This window comes from Brucella pituitosa, from assembly GCF_003049685.1.
Lineage (GTDB): Bacteria > Pseudomonadota > Alphaproteobacteria > Rhizobiales > Rhizobiaceae > Brucella > Brucella pituitosa.
Window position 1 is genome coordinate 49,208 of sequence record NZ_PYSY02000010.1, and the last position, 15,880, is coordinate 65,087.

Genomic DNA, 15,880 nt, shown 5'->3' on the forward strand with positions numbered 1-15,880 from the left:
CGGAACCGACCCCATTTTGGGATTTCAGAATTTCACTCGTCTGGATTACGCAAAAAAAGAGGGCCGTAGCCCTCTTTCGGTCAGTATCGTAGAAATGATTAGAAGCTAACTTTCAATGACGCGTTGACGCCATTTCGTTGTGCTCCAGAGCCGAACTGACCGCTATAGGACACACCAAGCGTGGCATCCTCAGAAAGCGAGAAATCCAATCCGGCCTCGATGATTGCGGTGTCCTTGGCTATCGGCGCACCAGTAACGGTGAAAGCGTTCGAGCCCAAGAAGCTCGCGGTCGAAACAGGGTTCACGTCTCCAGCTGCATGTCTCCAGCCAAGATCAGCGCGAGCGGTAGTGGGGATCGATCCCAGATCAAATGTAGTCGAAGCTCGGAATCCGAGGGTGCTGAACGTGGTGTCCGTCGTGTCGGATTCCATGGATAGCGCTGCTGCCGTCTGGCCGTCCTCGTTGAATCCATCAGTTTTCAATCGGACATAGGACAGATTGGCGTACGGTTCGAGCACAGCCTTCGGGAGTCGGATTTTGTATCCGAGCTCACCGAATATTTGGAACGTTCCCGCATCGTAGTCAGCGCTCAAGCTATCATTGAAAACGGGGAAGGCGACAGAACGGTTCATATCCAACTGATGCCAAGTGTAAGCGAGACCCGAGCTGAAAGCCAAGGCGTTGCCGTCAGACATCTGCCATTCGGTGCCCGTGTAAGCACCAATGGTGTAGTTATCGCTGCTGCCGGATGATGCGCTGCTATCGACATCGAAGGAGGTATGACTATAGCCAGCCAGGAGTCCGAGACGCCAGTTTTCATAAACAAGCCCGTCGATACCTGTGACAAAGCCGCCAACTGACGATTTCATGCGGCTAGTGTTGCTGGTCGAATCCTGTTCACTCCAAGCGCCGTAAACGTATCCCCATCCCGTATAGAGGTTGCCAGTATCTGCTTGTGCTGTCACGGTCTCGAAGGCTTCAGACTTTTTGGCTTCAGAAGCATAATTCATCGTGGCCACTGGTGCTGTCGGCGTCGATCCGTTGGCTTGTTGCAGCCGATTGGTGATTGCGCTGTTGATGAACTGCGACTGATTGATCAGAGCACCTTTCGCAGACGCGTAAGCCTCACCTGACAGATTGTTAAATGCAGCACGGGCTTCATCGGCTGAGAGCATCAAGAGCCTGTTGTAAAGGGCCAGAGAACTTCCTGTCTGTGAAAGGGAATCCAGTGCCTGGGCGGCATTGCCAAGTTGTTTGAATAGGGCTTTGAGCAGCTTTCGCCTGTGTTTATCAAGCGGTCATTTCGGTCGTGTAGTCACGCCATAATGCAAATGCATCGGTACGTGCATGGCGGTAGGAGATAGCAGTGAGATTATAGCGGCGAGGACGGAAGATGGTGTTGATTTGATCGTGTGCTGACAAGAAGCGTTGGGCTTGACGAGGCGATTTGAACCGCCCCATGATTTTCTCCCGTTTTCGGCTCAGGCGGTGCGAATTTTCAATTCTGTTGTTCAGGCCTTTATGAGCACGATGATCGGCATCTGGCGCGATTTTTTTGTACTGGCTTGGTATAGCTGCGCAGCTTATCCGTCACAACGACACGTGGTTGACCGTATTGCCGGATCAGTCTGGTGAAAAAACGCTTGGCAGCCTTTGTGTTACGGCGTGTTTGAACCAGAATATCAAGAACATCGCCATCTGCGTCAATGGCCCGCCAAAGCCAATACTTCTTTCCCCCCAATCGTGATGACGACCTCATCAATGTGCCATTTGTCGTTTGGCTTTGGTCGATCCCTGCGGATACAGTCCGCAAAATGACGACCAAAGCGATTAATCCAGAGGCGAATGGTTTCCCGGCTGACAATGACGCCGCGCTCGGCAAGCAGGTCTTCCACATCGGCCGTGCTCAGCGCAAACCTGTAATAGGTCCATACTGCATAAGCGACAATCTCACGCGGAAAACGAAATCCCTTCAACCGGGGAAAAGAACTCGGTAATTTCATGCCTCATCGATACCGGAAACAACTAGATCAAACAACTTGGCAGTGCCAATCCGAGGATGACGGCGGCAGTAAGTACTTGGGAGAGGGATGTGTGATCGAGACGTTCAAAAGTCCACAAGGCATAAATGCTGACCACAATGGCGATGACATATCCTGGCATTGTGAAGCGGATGAAGGGTTCCCACCATGGCATTCCCTCTGAGATGCTATGTGAGCCCTTAAAATGAAGCGCGTAAACAAAACCGTGCATCAGGGTAACGGAGATAAGGGCGATACAGGCGGTATTAAACGGGCTGATCTTATACGCAATTAGGATCATCTCATCAGTGGGGGCGACATTGAGACTGAGAAACAGCGACCCAACCAACATCATGAAAAGCTCATGCAGATATCCGGTTTCGCCTTCATATTCACCGTCTTGCTTTTCCCGCTCTTCCGAGCGCAATCCAAGCTGACTGCGTCCGAGCAGTGCGCCAATACTGGCTGGCACAGACTGCAAAGCAATTTTGGCCACCATTATGCTGATGGTCAACTGGTCATCAATAACGCCCAGAATAAGCAAAATGGTGGCACTTACGGCGATACCCAGCCCGTAAGCTATGACAGCATCACGCAATGCATCGCGCCAAGTGGCGGTCTTTTCAAATCCTATCCGTTTGGCGAGCACCCAAAGCAAAGGCAAATTGAGAATGCAAAGTAGCAGCAGACGCGTGCGATTTACGTATAGGCCGAGGAACCACATTTCCATAGTCATCAACATCGGCAGGGCGAAAAGAAGTGCTCCTGCAACTCCTCGCGCGATACCGATAATGAATTGACTGGCTTTATGATCCCCAGGTCTACCTGCTGCAATTGCCACCATGAAAAGCCTCCAGCTCCATGTCAGCATTAACGCGTGTTTCAGATACTGGTTCCCGGCTCAGGTAGACGGATCGATAAGTGCGATGCCAAACTCTGGACAATAGCGACGCCGCAACTCTTGAGGTGTCTCCCTAATGATTACTTCGAGGGTCGGCTTTACATAACCTTTGACAAAATGGCCGCCCCGCGTGTGCCCATTTGCTAGGCCCAAGACAGCATGCAAATGCGGATTTGGCTTTCCCTTCTCATCGAGCGTGATATCGCCTATCAGGCTCAAAACCTCGCTTTGAGCGTCGACGGTAATATTTACATAAGATTTTGATGTCAGATCGAAAAAGGCTAGCACGGCAGTCTCAAACGCGCCGATGGCTTTAACTGAAGCTGCAGTAATATCTTGTATGATTGCGAAGTCTCTAATGGTTTCGAAAGCTTCTTCACCGGGGTCAACGATAAGCATAAAAACACGTTCACCGTCATTCAATAACAGCTTGCTTTGCATAATCTTAATCCCTTTCTCTCCAGTAGAGGGACACCAACCAAGTAAGTTACCAGAGAAAATATGCGATTTGTCAACTAACGCGGCGCAGATGACGCCCTTCTTCGATTTCTTCGACGATCTTGTTCACAAATGCATCAAGATCTTCCGGCGAACGGGATGTGATAATACCTTGATCGACTACAACCTCTTCGTCCGACCACACGCCACCGGCATTTCGCACATCTGTCTTAATTGAGCCGTAGGAGGTTACATTTCGTCCTCTGATCGCATCTGCTTCTATCAATAACCAGGGCGCATGGCATATCGCGGCAACGATTTTGCCAGATTGGGTAAATTCGCGCACAACACGCATGGCGTTTTCCTCAGTTCGCAGTTTATCAGGATTAATCTGACCACCCGGAAGCACAAGCGCATCGAAGTCTTCAACATTGACGTCCTCTGCCAAAAAATCGACGTTGACTGAATCACCCCAATTTGCGTTGTCCCAACTCTTGATCGCACCGCTTTGAATGGACGCGATTTTTACGTTTGCACCACGGCGCTGCAGTTCTTCATAGGGAACACGGAGCTCTGAACGTTCATAACCGTCAGTTGCCAGAATAACGATTTTTGCATTTTTTATAGCTGTCATATTTTGGTCCTTTCCAATTTCTCGGTATTTAGTCGATGTCGTTTGATGGCAGAAAATTAGACATCTTAGCATTGGGATCTATTGAGAATTTCTAGCAGGCGGAGCGCGCACTGGACGGGTAAGAAGCTCGTCTGCCGTTTCGTTGGCCATCAAGGGAAAACGGAAAAATCCTGATGTTCTTCAGCACCGTCGAGTCCGTTTGACACAGCGCGGCTCCTGTTAAACCAACGTAAGCAAAGAGGGATTGTTCCGTAGATTGTGCCAGTCCGTCGTATTAAACTTTTTTAGTTAGGGGCGGCGGAGCTGAGTTTGATTTATTAAGCAAGTAGTTCGAAAGCGCAGAGATTTTAAACAAGCACCAATTCGGGGTGAAGTTATCTCGCCGTTTGCTAAGCCATCGCTGGCTGAACACTTTTTAGGCTGGTATTTCAATGCCTCTAAAGCACTATGAAATGGCAGAATATTGCGTGTTGTAAAAATATATGTCTACTAGTGCACTGACGTATTTATAGCTTTAAGCTATTGATTTGACCTTATTAATGAGCGGGATACGAATCATGCTGTTGTGTTGCGCTCAAGCGCCTCAGTCTGCAATAAGTTTTTCAAGGCTTTCAAAGGTGTTGTCACGTTAACTGGGCTACAGTTGCCTGCCTGACGGTTTGGGCGTAAATTTTGGCGATGCAGACATCAGATATCATCTTCAAGCGTCACCGTTTTCCGCCACAGATTATTGCTCATGCGGTGTGGCTTTATCTGCGGTTCAACCTTAGTCTGCGTGAAGTTGAGGAAATGCTGCTTGAGCGTGGAATCGACGTATCATACGAGACAGTTCGTCGTTGGATCGCCAAGTTCGGCCCCCAGATCACACGCAACTTGCGGCGGCGTCAGGCGCGCCCCGGCGATATTTGGTATTTGGACGAAGTGGTCGTCAAATGCGCTGGAGAGAAATTCTGGCTCTGGCGTGCGGTGGATCAACATGGCTCCGTTCTCGAAGAAATCTTGCAGAAGCGGCGTGATAAAAGGGCGGCAAAGCGACTGCTCGTGGCGTTAATGAAGCGCTATGGCTTTGCTCCCAAACGGATCATCACCGATAAGCTCCGCTCCTACGGTGCAGCAAAGGCAGAAGTGGCACCCGGCCTTGGCCATTGGTCGCACAAGGGCCTCAATAATCGGGCCGAAAATAGCCATCTGCCGTTTAGGAAACGGGAGCGAACCATGCAAGGTCATCGGTCACCTGGAGCGTTGCAACGGTTCGTCTCCATGCACTCAGCGACCCGCAATTGTTTCTCTGTTCCATCTCGTCGCCGAGCCGCACACACAATTCGCTACCATCGCCTCGAAGCTTTCGATGCATGGAAAATTGCGGCCTGTTTCGCCTGAATATCTACGAGCCCCTGGTCTTTCCGGCCAGAGAAACTTAACGTGACAACACCGCTTCAAGCAATTCTTCACTGAACGGACGCTGGCCAAGCATACGCTCTTAAAGGAGATCAGAATGTTCAAGCATATTCTTATTGCGACGGATGGCTCCGAACTTGCAGAACGATGTGTTGGCCAAGGGCTCTCATTGGCCCAATTCCTGCGATGCAGGGTAACTGTTGTAACTGTAACAGCACCATATAGCAATTCAGGCATATTTGGAGGTATGCTTGATGATGACGATATTGTCGTTAGATATAATCAAAGCTGGGAAAAATTTGCCTCCAAGGTTCTGGGTCACGCAAAGGACTTGGCAAACGACCTACAGGTTGAAACCGATGTTGTGCACCTTATAAATCCCATTCCATCGGATGCAATAAGCACGGCAGCTGACTCGCTCCGCTGTGACCTAATTGTGGTTGCAACTCACGGTTATTCGGGAGTGCAACGCCTTGTTCTGGGCAGCCAAACCAATGAAATCATTACGCAAGCGAAAACATCAGTGCTCGTTGTTAGGTAGTCGCGAAAAGGCTTTCAACGACTAGCACGGCGGCTCCGGGATTAGAGTTATTTGTTCATTTTCATTTAAAAGTGATGGCGCTGGCCGCAAAAGAGTCCCTATTTTTTAGCCAACCTTCGAGAATTGCCATACGGTTCGTCGAAACTGGCTCCGTTGCGATACAGGATATATGCCGCCACGATGAAGATGATCCCTGCGAATATGCTATTGAAGGCGTTCATGTATGCACTCAATCGCCTGGCGAGCATCATTCCGAATACCCCTCCTATGATGCCACCTCCGATAAACTCAGCTGCAAGCCACCAGTCGATTAGACCGGAACTGGCATAGTTCAAAGCCGTGGCCAGTCCGAAGGCCCCCATGGAGAGAAGGGACGTGCCGATTGCGTTGATCATCGGCATACCTGTTGCCAACATCAAACCGAGCACAATCAGGAAACCCCCGCCGATACCGAAGAATCCGGATGCTGCGCCAGAGGCAAGAGCTATAGCTGCTGTAACGAGACACATTCTTAAATCGATCGGGCGGCACTCGACGTCCAATCTCTTTTTGGGCTTCAACATGAACTGCCCAATGACGATCATGAGGATGCCGAACAGAAAGATGAGACGATCACCGTCTCAAGCTTTTCCAAGACTGGAACCGATAAGTGCCCCGATAGCGCCTAGTGCTGAGAAGACAGCGCCACAGCGCCACCAGACGTGCCCCTTCAAGGCATGGCTCGTAAAATTCGCGAACGCGTTGAACGAAACCGCAAGTGCACCCGTAGCGATGGCGACATGGGGCCGGCTCACACCGACAACATACAGGAGCAACGGTGTCGCAAGAATGGAGCCGCCGCCGCCGAGCAATCCCAGCATAAAGCCGACAATACCGCCAGAACCTATTGCCGAAAAGATAGAATTGCTCAACTCTGTCTGCTCCAGATTCTGTCGTGCACGATCATCCCGACCAGCATGGCAATGACGAAGAGAACAGTTTGAGGCAGCCCCATCGACAATGACGCGATAGCGGGACCGGGACAGAAGCCGCCAATACCCCATCCCAGACCGAACAGTGCCGAGCCAATGATTAAGAGGGGCATCGATCCGTCGACGCGTTGGCACATGAAAACTGTCGTCGAATGTTGGATGCTGCATCCGCTTCGTTATTTGAACACCAATGGAGGCGACGATAACCGCGCCACCAAGAACAAAGGCAAGACTTGGATCCCATACGCCGAAAATGTCGAGAAAACCTCTTACACGAACGGGATTGAGCATTCCAGACATAGACAGTCCAAAACCGAAAATGGCACCGGAGGCAAGAGCGCTGCAGAATTGATAAAACTTTAGGTTCATAGCCCCAGACCTCGCAGCACAATAACACCAATCATTCCTGTTCCCAGAAAGGTAGCAACCGCTGCAATTGATCGCGGTGACAGACGAGCCAGCCCCAACACACCGTGCCCACTCGTGCAGCCAGATCCCATGCGCGAACCGAAGCCGACAAGAAGTCCGGCGACGATGATCAGTGGCCACCCAGTAGTAATTTGCACAGTGGGCCAGGTGCCGAAAGCGGTCAGATAAATAATTGGCCCGATTACCAGTCCCACGACGAACGCAAGGTTTGTTAACGACGCGCTTCTCTGTAAAAGTCGCCCGACGATTCCGCTTACTCCAGCAATCCTGCCGTTAAGGATCAGGAGCATCGCTGCTGAAATACCGATTAACATCCCGCCGATAAGTGACGATAGATAAGTGATCATTCTACGCCCTCCACGCAAAAGATGTCATAAAGGGCAGCGACCAGTTGCGCTGCCTTGTCTTCTGTGAGCCGATAGAAAATCTTTTTTCCATCCCGTCGCGTCTCGACTATCCCGGAGTTGCGCAACACAGTTAGGTGCTGCGACAGGTGCGGTTGATGAACCTCGATTTTTTCTTCCAGCTCCCCAACGGAATACTCGCTTTCCACCAGGCTGCAGACGATCATCAGACGCGCTGGATGGGACAGTGTCTTGAGCAGGTCTGCCACTTCGCCCGCGCGCAGAGATAGTTCAATGGAAGATCGCCCCGCTTTCATTATTGCCATCCTGTCCACGATCATTCCCATGCGGCCCCTTCCAACGCGTCCAGTGGAAACTTCAGATAGCGCTTACCGTTGGCTTCTGGCTCAGGCAGTCGCCCACCACGTATGTTCACCTGCAGCGCATGCAGGATGAGCTTTGGCATTGGCAGCGTCTTGTCGCGCTTGGTCCGTAAGGCAACGAACGCTTCTTCCGATACGCCCGCCAGGTGCGGATTGTGCTTCCTTTGAACAGCCCCTGTGCTTTCCCACCGAGGCTCACGACCGCACGGCTGGTAATCATGTCCGGTGAATAGCCGCGTCTCATCGGGAAGTGCTATGATATTCTGGATTGACTCCCACAATGCTCGCGCATCGCCGCCGGGAAAATCGGCCCGCGCCGTACCGCTGTCTGGCATAAAAACTGTGTCATGCACAAAGGCGGCATCGCCCACCACGTAAGTGATGGAGGCGAGCGTATGCCCCGGCGAGAACAGAACCCTGGCATCAATGGAACCGATCTTGAACGTCTCGCCATCGGCAAACAGCCGATCCCATTGTGAGCCATCGGTGGCAAGCTCGGGCCAATTATATATCCCCTTCCACAGCTTCTGGACGTCGGTTACATGCTCACCTATCGCTGTCTTGGCGCCGGTTTTCTGCTTGAGGTACTGAGCTGCGGAAAAGTGGTCGGCGTGTGGATGGGTGTCGAGAATCCATTCGACTGTCAGTCCACTATCACGAACGTATTCGAGAATTGTGTCTGCATTGATCGTAGCCGTTGACCCCGACTTTTCATCAAAGTCGAGAACGGGATCTACAATTGCGCACATACCGGTCATCGGATCGGACACCACGTACTGAACACTGGAGGTTCGCTTATCGAAAAAGCCTTTTACCCGCGGGCGACGGTCAGCGAAGCGTTTAAGCCATACTGCAGCGACACTGGTATCAAAGCCGAGCTGATGTCCGAAGTGTACAATATCGTCAACAGACATGCGTCCGTCCAATACTTCACCGATGAGATGAAGGGTGAGCGAACACGTACCTGTTTTGCAATGCGCAAGCACGGGACCCTCCGATTTTCTGACCACCGTCTGAAACGCATGCACATCGGCTTCCGTGATCGTATTCATCGTGACCGGAATATATGCATAAGAAAGATCACGTTTGTGAGCCACATCTCGTTCAGCCTGGTTTCCGGGCTGGTCTGCGCTTTCATTATCGGGACGGTTGTTGATTAGCGTTTTGAAGCCGCTTCGATCGAGTATACTGAGTTCTTGCGCGTTTGGCTGCGAAGATACCGACAGCTTCTCAGATATTCTGGTGACGGGCATTTATGCCTCCAACGTGACATTATATAATATATTATAATGTATAATGTTAACGTTTTCAAGCCTCCCTCGAAAATGCAGATTTTCAAAACCTGCGGAGAAACTATAACGAAAACGGCAAAAAGCCCGATCGCCGGAGAAGAATTCTATACTTCTAATTTTCAGGCCACTGGCAAAGGGTCTCGATAGAGGTATCATGATATGTATCCAATGTCCGGAGGTACCTCAATGAGCCGATTGCATACAGAGAACCACCTCGTATCCCGGATCGGTTGGCTGCGTGCGGCAGTTTTGGGCGCCAATGACGGTATTGTCTCAACGGCCAGCCTCATTATGGGCGTCGCATCCGCTTCAACGGGAACGACGCAGATATTGATCGCTGGCATCGCAGGCCTTGTCGCAGGCGCGATGTCCATGGCGGCGGGTGAGTATGTTTCTGTCAGCTCTCAATCCGATACAGAGTTGGCAGATCTTGCCAGAGAGCGCAAGGAACTCGAAACTCAGCCCGAAGCAGAGCTCGATGAATTGATGCAAGCCTATATTGATCGCGGCCTGACCCCGGAACTGGCGCGGCAGGTGGCAATACAGCTGACTTCGCACAATGCTCTGGAAGCACACGCTCGCGACGAACTGGGAATAGTTGAGCACTTGGAAGCACGACCTGTACAAGCAGCGCTGACCTCAGCGACCACCTTCTCGATCGGGGCCGCCCTACCCTTATTGATGACGGTCATCGCGCCTCCCTCCATCTTGCTTTACGCGGTTGCTATCTCTTCCTTGCTGTTTCTTGCGTTTCTAGGCGCAATCGGCGCCAAGGCGGGAGGAGCTAATATGCTTAAGGCAACCGTTCGCGTCACCTTTTGGGGGGCGTTGGCGATGGCAATCACGGCTAGTATTGGGGCCCTAGTCGGCACAGCGGTCTGACCGTCGATCTGAGTTTATAGGGAATACATATGTAAAGAAGAATTACTGTAGTCGGTCAGAGGCAGGGCTCTATAATTTGCTCATTCCTATAGGTCGGGGAGACTATGAAGATGCGGTTCTCGGTTGAAGATCGATCAAAAACAATCCTGCTGGTTTTTGCCTTGTGCGGACTTGTGATGGGGCTCGGCCTGCACTTTTCCGGCTACTCGTCGGGAGCACGGATAATCTGGGCAATTGCCACTTTGCCAGTGCTGGCATCTTTGCTCGTCGAGATTCTCCGGAGTTTATGCCGAAAGGAGTTTGGGCTGGATATCGTCGCCGCGATGTCTATGTCGGCCGCACTGGCATTTGGGGAAATGCTGGCGGCTTCGATTGTCGCCCTCATGTATACTGGCGGAGCCTTTCTTGAGAGCTTTGCCGAGGGACGAGCACGCCGTGAGATGCATGCTTTGCTGTCCCGCGCACCGCGAACAACAATGCGATATGTCGATGATCATCTCGAAGAGATTGCCGTTGAAACTATTCGTCCCGGTGACCGCCTTCTGATCCGTCAGGGAGATGTCATCCCCGTCGACGGAAGTATCACTTCCGTAAAAGCTTTCGTAAACATGTCTGCTTTGACGGGAGAGTCACTTCCGATTTCGCTTGCGTCGGGAGCAGAAGTGCTAAGCGGTTCAATGAATGCCGGCGATGCTTTCGATATCCTTGCTAAGCACGAAGCGAAGGATAGTACCTACGCTGGCATCGTTCGCCTCGTGGAAGAGGCACAGCATTCCAAGGCTCCAATGTCCAGACTGGCAGACCAGTGGTCTGTCGGCTTTCTGATCGTGACCGTCATAATCGCCTTCGGAGCATGGTGGTTCACGGGAGACCCGATAAGGTCGGTCGCCGTTCTCGTCGTGGCGACACCATGTCCTCTCATCCTGGCCGTGCCCGTCGCCCTTGTTGCGGGACTGTCGCGTTCCGCTCATTTCGGCGTGCTGGTAAAGGGTGCTCGTCCATTGGAGAACATGGCTCGTATCAACACGTTGGTGCTGGACAAGACTGGAACACTGACAGATGGCCGCCCACAAATTACTTCAATCAACGCGCAGCCAGGATTGAGTGAAAATGACCTACTGCGTTTCGCCGCCTCCCTTGACCAGGTGTCCAAACACCCAATGGCACAGGCTCTCGTGGTGGCCGCTCAGGAACGGGGTATAGAGATTGTAATACCGACCGACGTGAGCGAACTGGCCGGGGATGGTGTGACTGGCTTCGTCGATGGCAAAAGCGTCATTGTCGGCGGACACAGCTTCGTTGAGAGACAAGCCAACGCAAAGCTTATCGAAATCCCCAATGCTGAAGCTGGCGCAGTCCTGGTTGCAGTCGCAATAGACGGCAGGCTTGCGGGCTATATCATTATGGCCGATCCCTTGCGAGCCGATGTGATCGATACGTTACGCGGTATACGCAAGGACGGCGTAAAGCGAATAGTGCTGGCGACAGGTGATCGTGCTGCAGTGGCCAAACGCATCGCCAAGGGTTTGGGGCTTGATGCCATCTACTCCGAACTTTCACCCGATCAAAAGGTGCTGACCGTGCTCAGCGAGCGTAAGAACGGCCCCGTGATGATGGTTGGAGATGGGGTCAACGACGCGCCCGCACTTGCAGCGGCTGATGTTGGCGTTGCCATGGGTGCGAGGGGAGCGGCAGCCTCGGCAGAAGCGGCCGATGTCGTTCTCCTCGTAGATAGAATAGATAGACTTCGCGCTGGGATTGAAATTGCCAAGCGATCAAGGCGCATTGCTGTCGAAAGTGTAGTGGTTGGGATTGGTCTTTCTGTAGTCGCCATGATCGCAGCAGCGTTCGGTTATCTAAAACCTGTTCAGGGTGCATTGCTCCAGGAGCTGATTGACGTCGCTGTCATCCTCAATGCGCTTCGGGCGTTGAGAATCTCACCCAACATCGGCTAAAGGGCGTCATGGTACGCCAGAATGTGAACTGGTGAATAAGTCACCTACAGCTTCGCACCGAATTGTTGTTCCCCCAGCACGCAATAAGAACAGAGCATTGAAGCGTAACCGCCTTGCCAGTATCGCGCCGGTCTTCGGACCAAGTACCATTAGCGCTGTGGCCCATGCATCCGCTTCGGCACAGGTACGTGTCACGACGGTGACTGACGCCGGAGGCTCCATCAAGGGAGCACCGCGACGTGGGTCCATGGTGTGCGACAGGCGGTAATCGTTGACATTAATCCAATGCCGATAATCGCCCGACGTGGCGACCGCCGCATCCTGAAGAGCCAAAACCGAGTGGGTTGCGCGACGACCATAGTCAGGAGCTTCAACTGCAATCGACCAAGGACTCCCATCTGGCCGCAACCCGAGCGCCCGCATCTCCCCATCAACTCCGACGAGGCCGGACGAAATCCCGAAAGACCGCAATATCTCCGTCAGACGATCCACACCATATCCCTTGGCAATTCCATTGAGATCAAGCGTGATGGGAGCTAACTTTCGCACCATTCCCCCCTCGACGTCCAGTTCCAGAACGTCATGGGCTGGTCGGCGCTCGCGCTCAAGCGCTGCTCGTATCTGCTCAGGGGCCGCCTCTGACGCCCCGAAACCCCAGGCGCTTACGGCATCGCCCATGCCGAAATCAAACGCGCCGCCCGATGCACGGCCAATGTCGAGCGCAAGGCGCAAAACGTCCAGCAGTTGCTGCGGCACCTTTATCCAGTGTCCCACCGGCGCGGCGTTCACCTGCGTTAGATTACTATCCGGCTTCCATGTTGACATCTGCATGTCCACCGCGTCCACTGCCGCCTGAAGTGCGGCCCGAACGGATTGTGGATCGAACCCCGCTGCTTGGTAAAACAACGCTGACCAACGTGTACCCATGGTAGGCCCGCTCAAAGCGTGACGTTGCATCTCAGTAGACGTCTTCGACATAACGTCCCTCCGCCCTGAGTTTGGCTAATGTCAGCCCAGTGGGGCCCAGAATATCGGCAAGAACCAACGAGACTCCGTTGGCCATATCGCGTCCGCCACATACCATGATCCGCGCCCCCTCCTGAATCAGCCGAGTGACTTCATCGGCATCCTCCCGAAGAACATGCTGCACATAGCGCGGCATTTTCCCGCGTGAACAACAGGAGCTAATCTGCGCAACTTGCCCCTTCTGCTTCCATTCACGGAGTTCGTCGCCATAGAAAAAATCGCTATTCGTCTGGCGCATTCCAAAGAACAGATGGATCAGGCGATGCCGCGTATTGGCACGGATGAAACCCGTCAAAGGTGCGATTCCTGTTCCGGCGCCGATCAAAATCAGGGGCGTATGTGTCCGATCCTCCGCATGGAAACCTGGATTGCGACGCAGGCAAGCGCTGATCGTGTCCCCGGGCTCCAGTTCCAGGAGCTGGCAAGAGCATAGCCCACCCGGATGTTTTCTCACGACGATCTCTATAAAGCCGTCGTTGCGTCCAGAAGCCAGCGAGTAGAACCGGGGAACGGTCGATCCCGAAGGTACGATGGCGAGGAGATCGCCGGCCACAAAGCGCCCCAGTCTGCAGCCAAGGACTTGCTGCCAGAAGGAAAGCCTTGGCAAGGCAAAGCGCAGGATTGCTGCGGGTGCCTGTACTGCGGCGCCATAATCACGGCGCGACACAAGCGTGAGCGGGACGGCGGTGGGTTGAACGACCTGATGCGTGAGTTCAAGATTTATTGTCATCGCAGTACCGAGTGTCCGTCCCCATCGGGCAAAAAGCCTGCGGCGACTGACGGTCCACCGTGTCAAAGGGTATGAGCATTTTCCATCCGGCGGCATGCGCCGTCTCCGTCACCGCCCGCGCGAAAGCGCAGTAGGCAGGAAAGCTACTGTCGCCGAACCCAAGCACAGCCAGCGGAATTGCCGGATCCGCTGCCTGAGGTGAGAGCCGTTCAAGGAACCCCCTTGGCCGAAGCGGGCGCATCGCCGTCGCCATAGGTAGCGGCCAGGATGAGGATGCGCTGCGCCTGCCCGTAACGGGCCGGGTCGAAAGCCGACATCGGCGCGGCATGGACGGCCTGACCGGCGTCGGACAGCGCCGCATGCAGCGTAGCGGCAAAGCCCCATGTGCTACCGCCTTCACTGCCGACGAGAATGATCGTCTCCGCCTTTCCTGCGGAAACATTGCAGCGAATACGTGGCCGTCCGCGACGCCCGGCGAACCAGAGAACAACGCCCGTGCCCGCCATGACTGGCACACCAAGAGCCGCCAGGCCAAGGATCAGCGCCAGAACAGAAGCCCCCCGTCCCGTATGGAGCATATAAATGGTTTCCGACAGACGTTGCCATCCGGTCAGGCCGCTCCAGCCGAGAAGCGCGCCCGTGCCCTGATCGATATAGCCGGTGCCCCGGTCGGTCTTAAGGGTGAGAATGTCCATCGGGTTGGATGGATCGGCGAATGACAGGCTGCGCATTTCCGCAACCGGTATCTGCCGCAGCGGTTCCATCGTCGCCGGAACCGCTCCAGTCTGGCCGCTTGCCTCAGTCTGCATGACCGGCGAAACCGCACTATCAGGCAACAGATCGAAGGTGGAGGCCGTCATCCACAAAGCCGTGGCCGAGGAAAGCAGCAGGCCTGCGACGGCCAGTCGGGCGACCTCGACATGCAGGCGCCCGGAGAGCGGGCCACGCAGGCGCGAAAAACCAGTGCTGCCAACCCCCCGGCCCGACGTGCGACAAGCGCCACCCCGGACAGGCTCAGTACCAACATGGCGGCAGCGCCCGCAGCCATGACCATGCGACCGCTATCATCAAGAAAGAGCGAACGATGCAGGTTTGTCAGCCAGCGTTCGACTGGATTCGGATCGGCAGAAGCGATACCCTGACCGGTAATGGGATCGATGACCGCCGCCTGAGGCGCACCATTATCGAACCAATAGGCCGTCATCCGGCCAGACGGCGCCCGCCGGATTTGCTCCACCTGCGGATAGACCGCTTGAACACGCGCCGCCAGATCGGCGATCGTACGTGTCACATCTGCCTGCGGAGATGAGATACTTTCGACAGCGGGAAAAATTGACAGGGCTGCACCGCTGATACTGAGCACAATCAGTAGCAACGCGGCGAGAAGTCCCGGCCAACGATGGATAATGCGGAACATAGCAATCACCGTTTATAGAGAATAATCGGCTGTTGCGATGTAACGGTGTCCTTTGACTGGAACTTTCGCACCGCCGGACGTCAACGGGATAACCACCTCATTGGGACTGTCGCGCATGTCTTCCACGGCAGCATCGACATGCAATGTGTAGCCCGCATCAAAAAATGCGTCGGCCAGATCAACTGTGATTTCAAGCGTCCGACCCGCACCGACGCTCGCGCCGGTGATACCGTTGATCTCGCTCGTATTGCCACCCGTTGCACGATACCATCCGGACAGATGTTCGTAATATTTGGATTTGCCGCCAGCCATCCAAAGGCTACCGGCATATTTACCCTCAGCATCCATGACGTAATAAGCGAGATACGCGCCGTCACCGCCATAACTGTTCAGCGTCGTTGTCAGCGTTACGGGCCGCGCCATCGCGATATCCGGAAGCGTAAGCGCCGTGGTCATTGCCAATGCTGCAAAAAGTACTTTCATGCCAGTCTGCCTCTTTCAAAGAAACGGCACGCGGA

13 protein-coding genes and 4 pseudogenes are annotated in these 15,880 nt (G+C 53.7%); 4 read left to right on the forward strand and 13 right to left on the reverse strand.

Annotated elements, in window-relative coordinates; all coding sequences use genetic code 11:
* Positions 1-98 precede the first annotated feature (98 nt).
* From C9380_RS26230 to C9380_RS26250, 5 genes and pseudogenes are all read right to left on the reverse strand, one after another.
* Complete coding sequence (locus C9380_RS26230; RefSeq protein ID WP_353954676.1) at positions 99-1,274, reverse strand: autotransporter outer membrane beta-barrel domain-containing protein; 1,176 nt, start codon at positions 1,272-1,274, stop codon at positions 99-101.
* Positions 1,275-1,290: 16 nt separating this feature from the next.
* A pseudogene (locus tag C9380_RS26235) lies at positions 1,291-2,003 on the reverse strand (IS6 family transposase).
* 22 nt (positions 2,004-2,025) lie between these two features.
* Positions 2,026-2,865, reverse strand: a complete 840-nt coding sequence (locus C9380_RS26240; protein WP_128095124.1) for a TIGR02587 family membrane protein — start codon at positions 2,863-2,865, stop codon at positions 2,026-2,028.
* A gap of 57 nt (positions 2,866-2,922) precedes the next feature.
* Positions 2,923-3,363: a PPC domain-containing DNA-binding protein gene (locus tag C9380_RS26245; protein ID WP_128095125.1), complete on the reverse strand. Its 441-nt coding sequence runs from the start codon at positions 3,361-3,363 to the stop codon at positions 2,923-2,925.
* A gap of 70 nt (positions 3,364-3,433) precedes the next feature.
* The gene (locus tag C9380_RS26250; RefSeq protein WP_128095126.1) at positions 3,434-3,994 is read right to left on the reverse strand and encodes a type 1 glutamine amidotransferase domain-containing protein; all 561 of its coding nucleotides are present in this window, start codon (positions 3,992-3,994) and stop codon (positions 3,434-3,436) included.
* A gap of 678 nt (positions 3,995-4,672) precedes the next feature.
* Here C9380_RS26250 and C9380_RS26255 point away from each other — a divergent pair.
* Together C9380_RS26255 and C9380_RS26260 are read left to right on the forward strand one after the other, a co-directional pair.
* Positions 4,673-5,374 carry an IS6 family transposase gene (locus C9380_RS26255; protein ID WP_128095127.1) on the forward strand — a complete coding sequence of 234 codons (702 nt, stop codon included), beginning with the start codon at positions 4,673-4,675 and terminating at the stop codon, positions 5,372-5,374.
* A gap of 115 nt (positions 5,375-5,489) precedes the next feature.
* Positions 5,490-5,933 (forward strand): universal stress protein, encoded by a 444-nt coding sequence (locus tag C9380_RS26260; protein WP_128095128.1) that lies wholly within the window; start codon positions 5,490-5,492, stop codon positions 5,931-5,933.
* Between the two features lie 98 nt (positions 5,934-6,031).
* Here the strand turns inward: C9380_RS26260 and C9380_RS26265 are convergent.
* From C9380_RS26265 to blh, 5 genes and pseudogenes are all read right to left on the reverse strand, one after another.
* Positions 6,032-6,844 (reverse strand): annotated as a pseudogene (locus C9380_RS26265) (sulfite exporter TauE/SafE family protein).
* A pseudogene (locus C9380_RS26270) lies at positions 6,841-7,273 on the reverse strand (DUF6691 family protein). The pseudogenes C9380_RS26265 and C9380_RS26270 overlap by 4 nt, the downstream one beginning before the upstream one ends.
* Entirely contained in the window at positions 7,270-7,680 is a 411-nt protein-coding gene (locus tag C9380_RS26275) for a YeeE/YedE family protein (RefSeq protein WP_128095129.1), read from the reverse strand. The pseudogene C9380_RS26270 and the gene C9380_RS26275 overlap by 4 nt, the downstream one beginning before the upstream one ends.
* Positions 7,677-8,024: a sulfite-sensing transcriptional repressor BigR gene (gene bigR, locus C9380_RS26280; RefSeq protein ID WP_128095130.1), complete on the reverse strand. Its 348-nt coding sequence runs from the start codon at positions 8,022-8,024 to the stop codon at positions 7,677-7,679. Before bigR ends, C9380_RS26275 begins: the two co-directional genes overlap by 4 nt.
* A complete protein-coding gene (gene blh / locus C9380_RS26285; RefSeq protein WP_128095131.1) occupies positions 8,015-9,313 on the reverse strand; it encodes a bifunctional sulfur transferase/dioxygenase Blh in 1,299 nt (432 codons plus the stop codon). Before blh ends, bigR begins: the two co-directional genes overlap by 10 nt.
* Positions 9,314-9,538: 225 nt before the next feature.
* On the opposite strand from blh, the gene C9380_RS26290 reads away from it, so the two are divergent.
* The gene (locus C9380_RS26290) at positions 9,539-10,234 is read left to right on the forward strand and encodes a VIT1/CCC1 transporter family protein (protein ID WP_105535299.1); all 696 of its coding nucleotides are present in this window, start codon (positions 9,539-9,541) and stop codon (positions 10,232-10,234) included.
* Positions 10,235-10,344: 110 nt separating this feature from the next.
* Positions 10,345-12,189, forward strand: a complete 1,845-nt coding sequence (locus C9380_RS26295) for a heavy metal translocating P-type ATPase (protein WP_128095132.1) — start codon at positions 10,345-10,347, stop codon at positions 12,187-12,189.
* Between the two features lie 6 nt (positions 12,190-12,195).
* Here the strand turns inward: C9380_RS26295 and C9380_RS26300 are convergent, their stop codons facing one another.
* The 3 genes and pseudogenes from C9380_RS26300 to C9380_RS26310 form a co-directional block, all read right to left on the reverse strand.
* Positions 12,196-13,167, reverse strand: coding sequence for an FAD:protein FMN transferase (locus tag C9380_RS26300; protein WP_128095133.1), 972 nt, complete (start codon positions 13,165-13,167; stop codon positions 12,196-12,198).
* Positions 13,148-15,362 (reverse strand): annotated as a pseudogene (locus C9380_RS28820) (PepSY domain-containing protein). Before C9380_RS28820 ends, C9380_RS26300 begins: the two are co-directional and overlap by 20 nt.
* A 12-nt stretch (positions 15,363-15,374) precedes the next feature.
* Entirely contained in the window at positions 15,375-15,845 is a 471-nt protein-coding gene (locus C9380_RS26310; protein ID WP_128095134.1) for a DUF2271 domain-containing protein, read from the reverse strand.
* Positions 15,846-15,880: the final 35 nt, after the last annotated feature.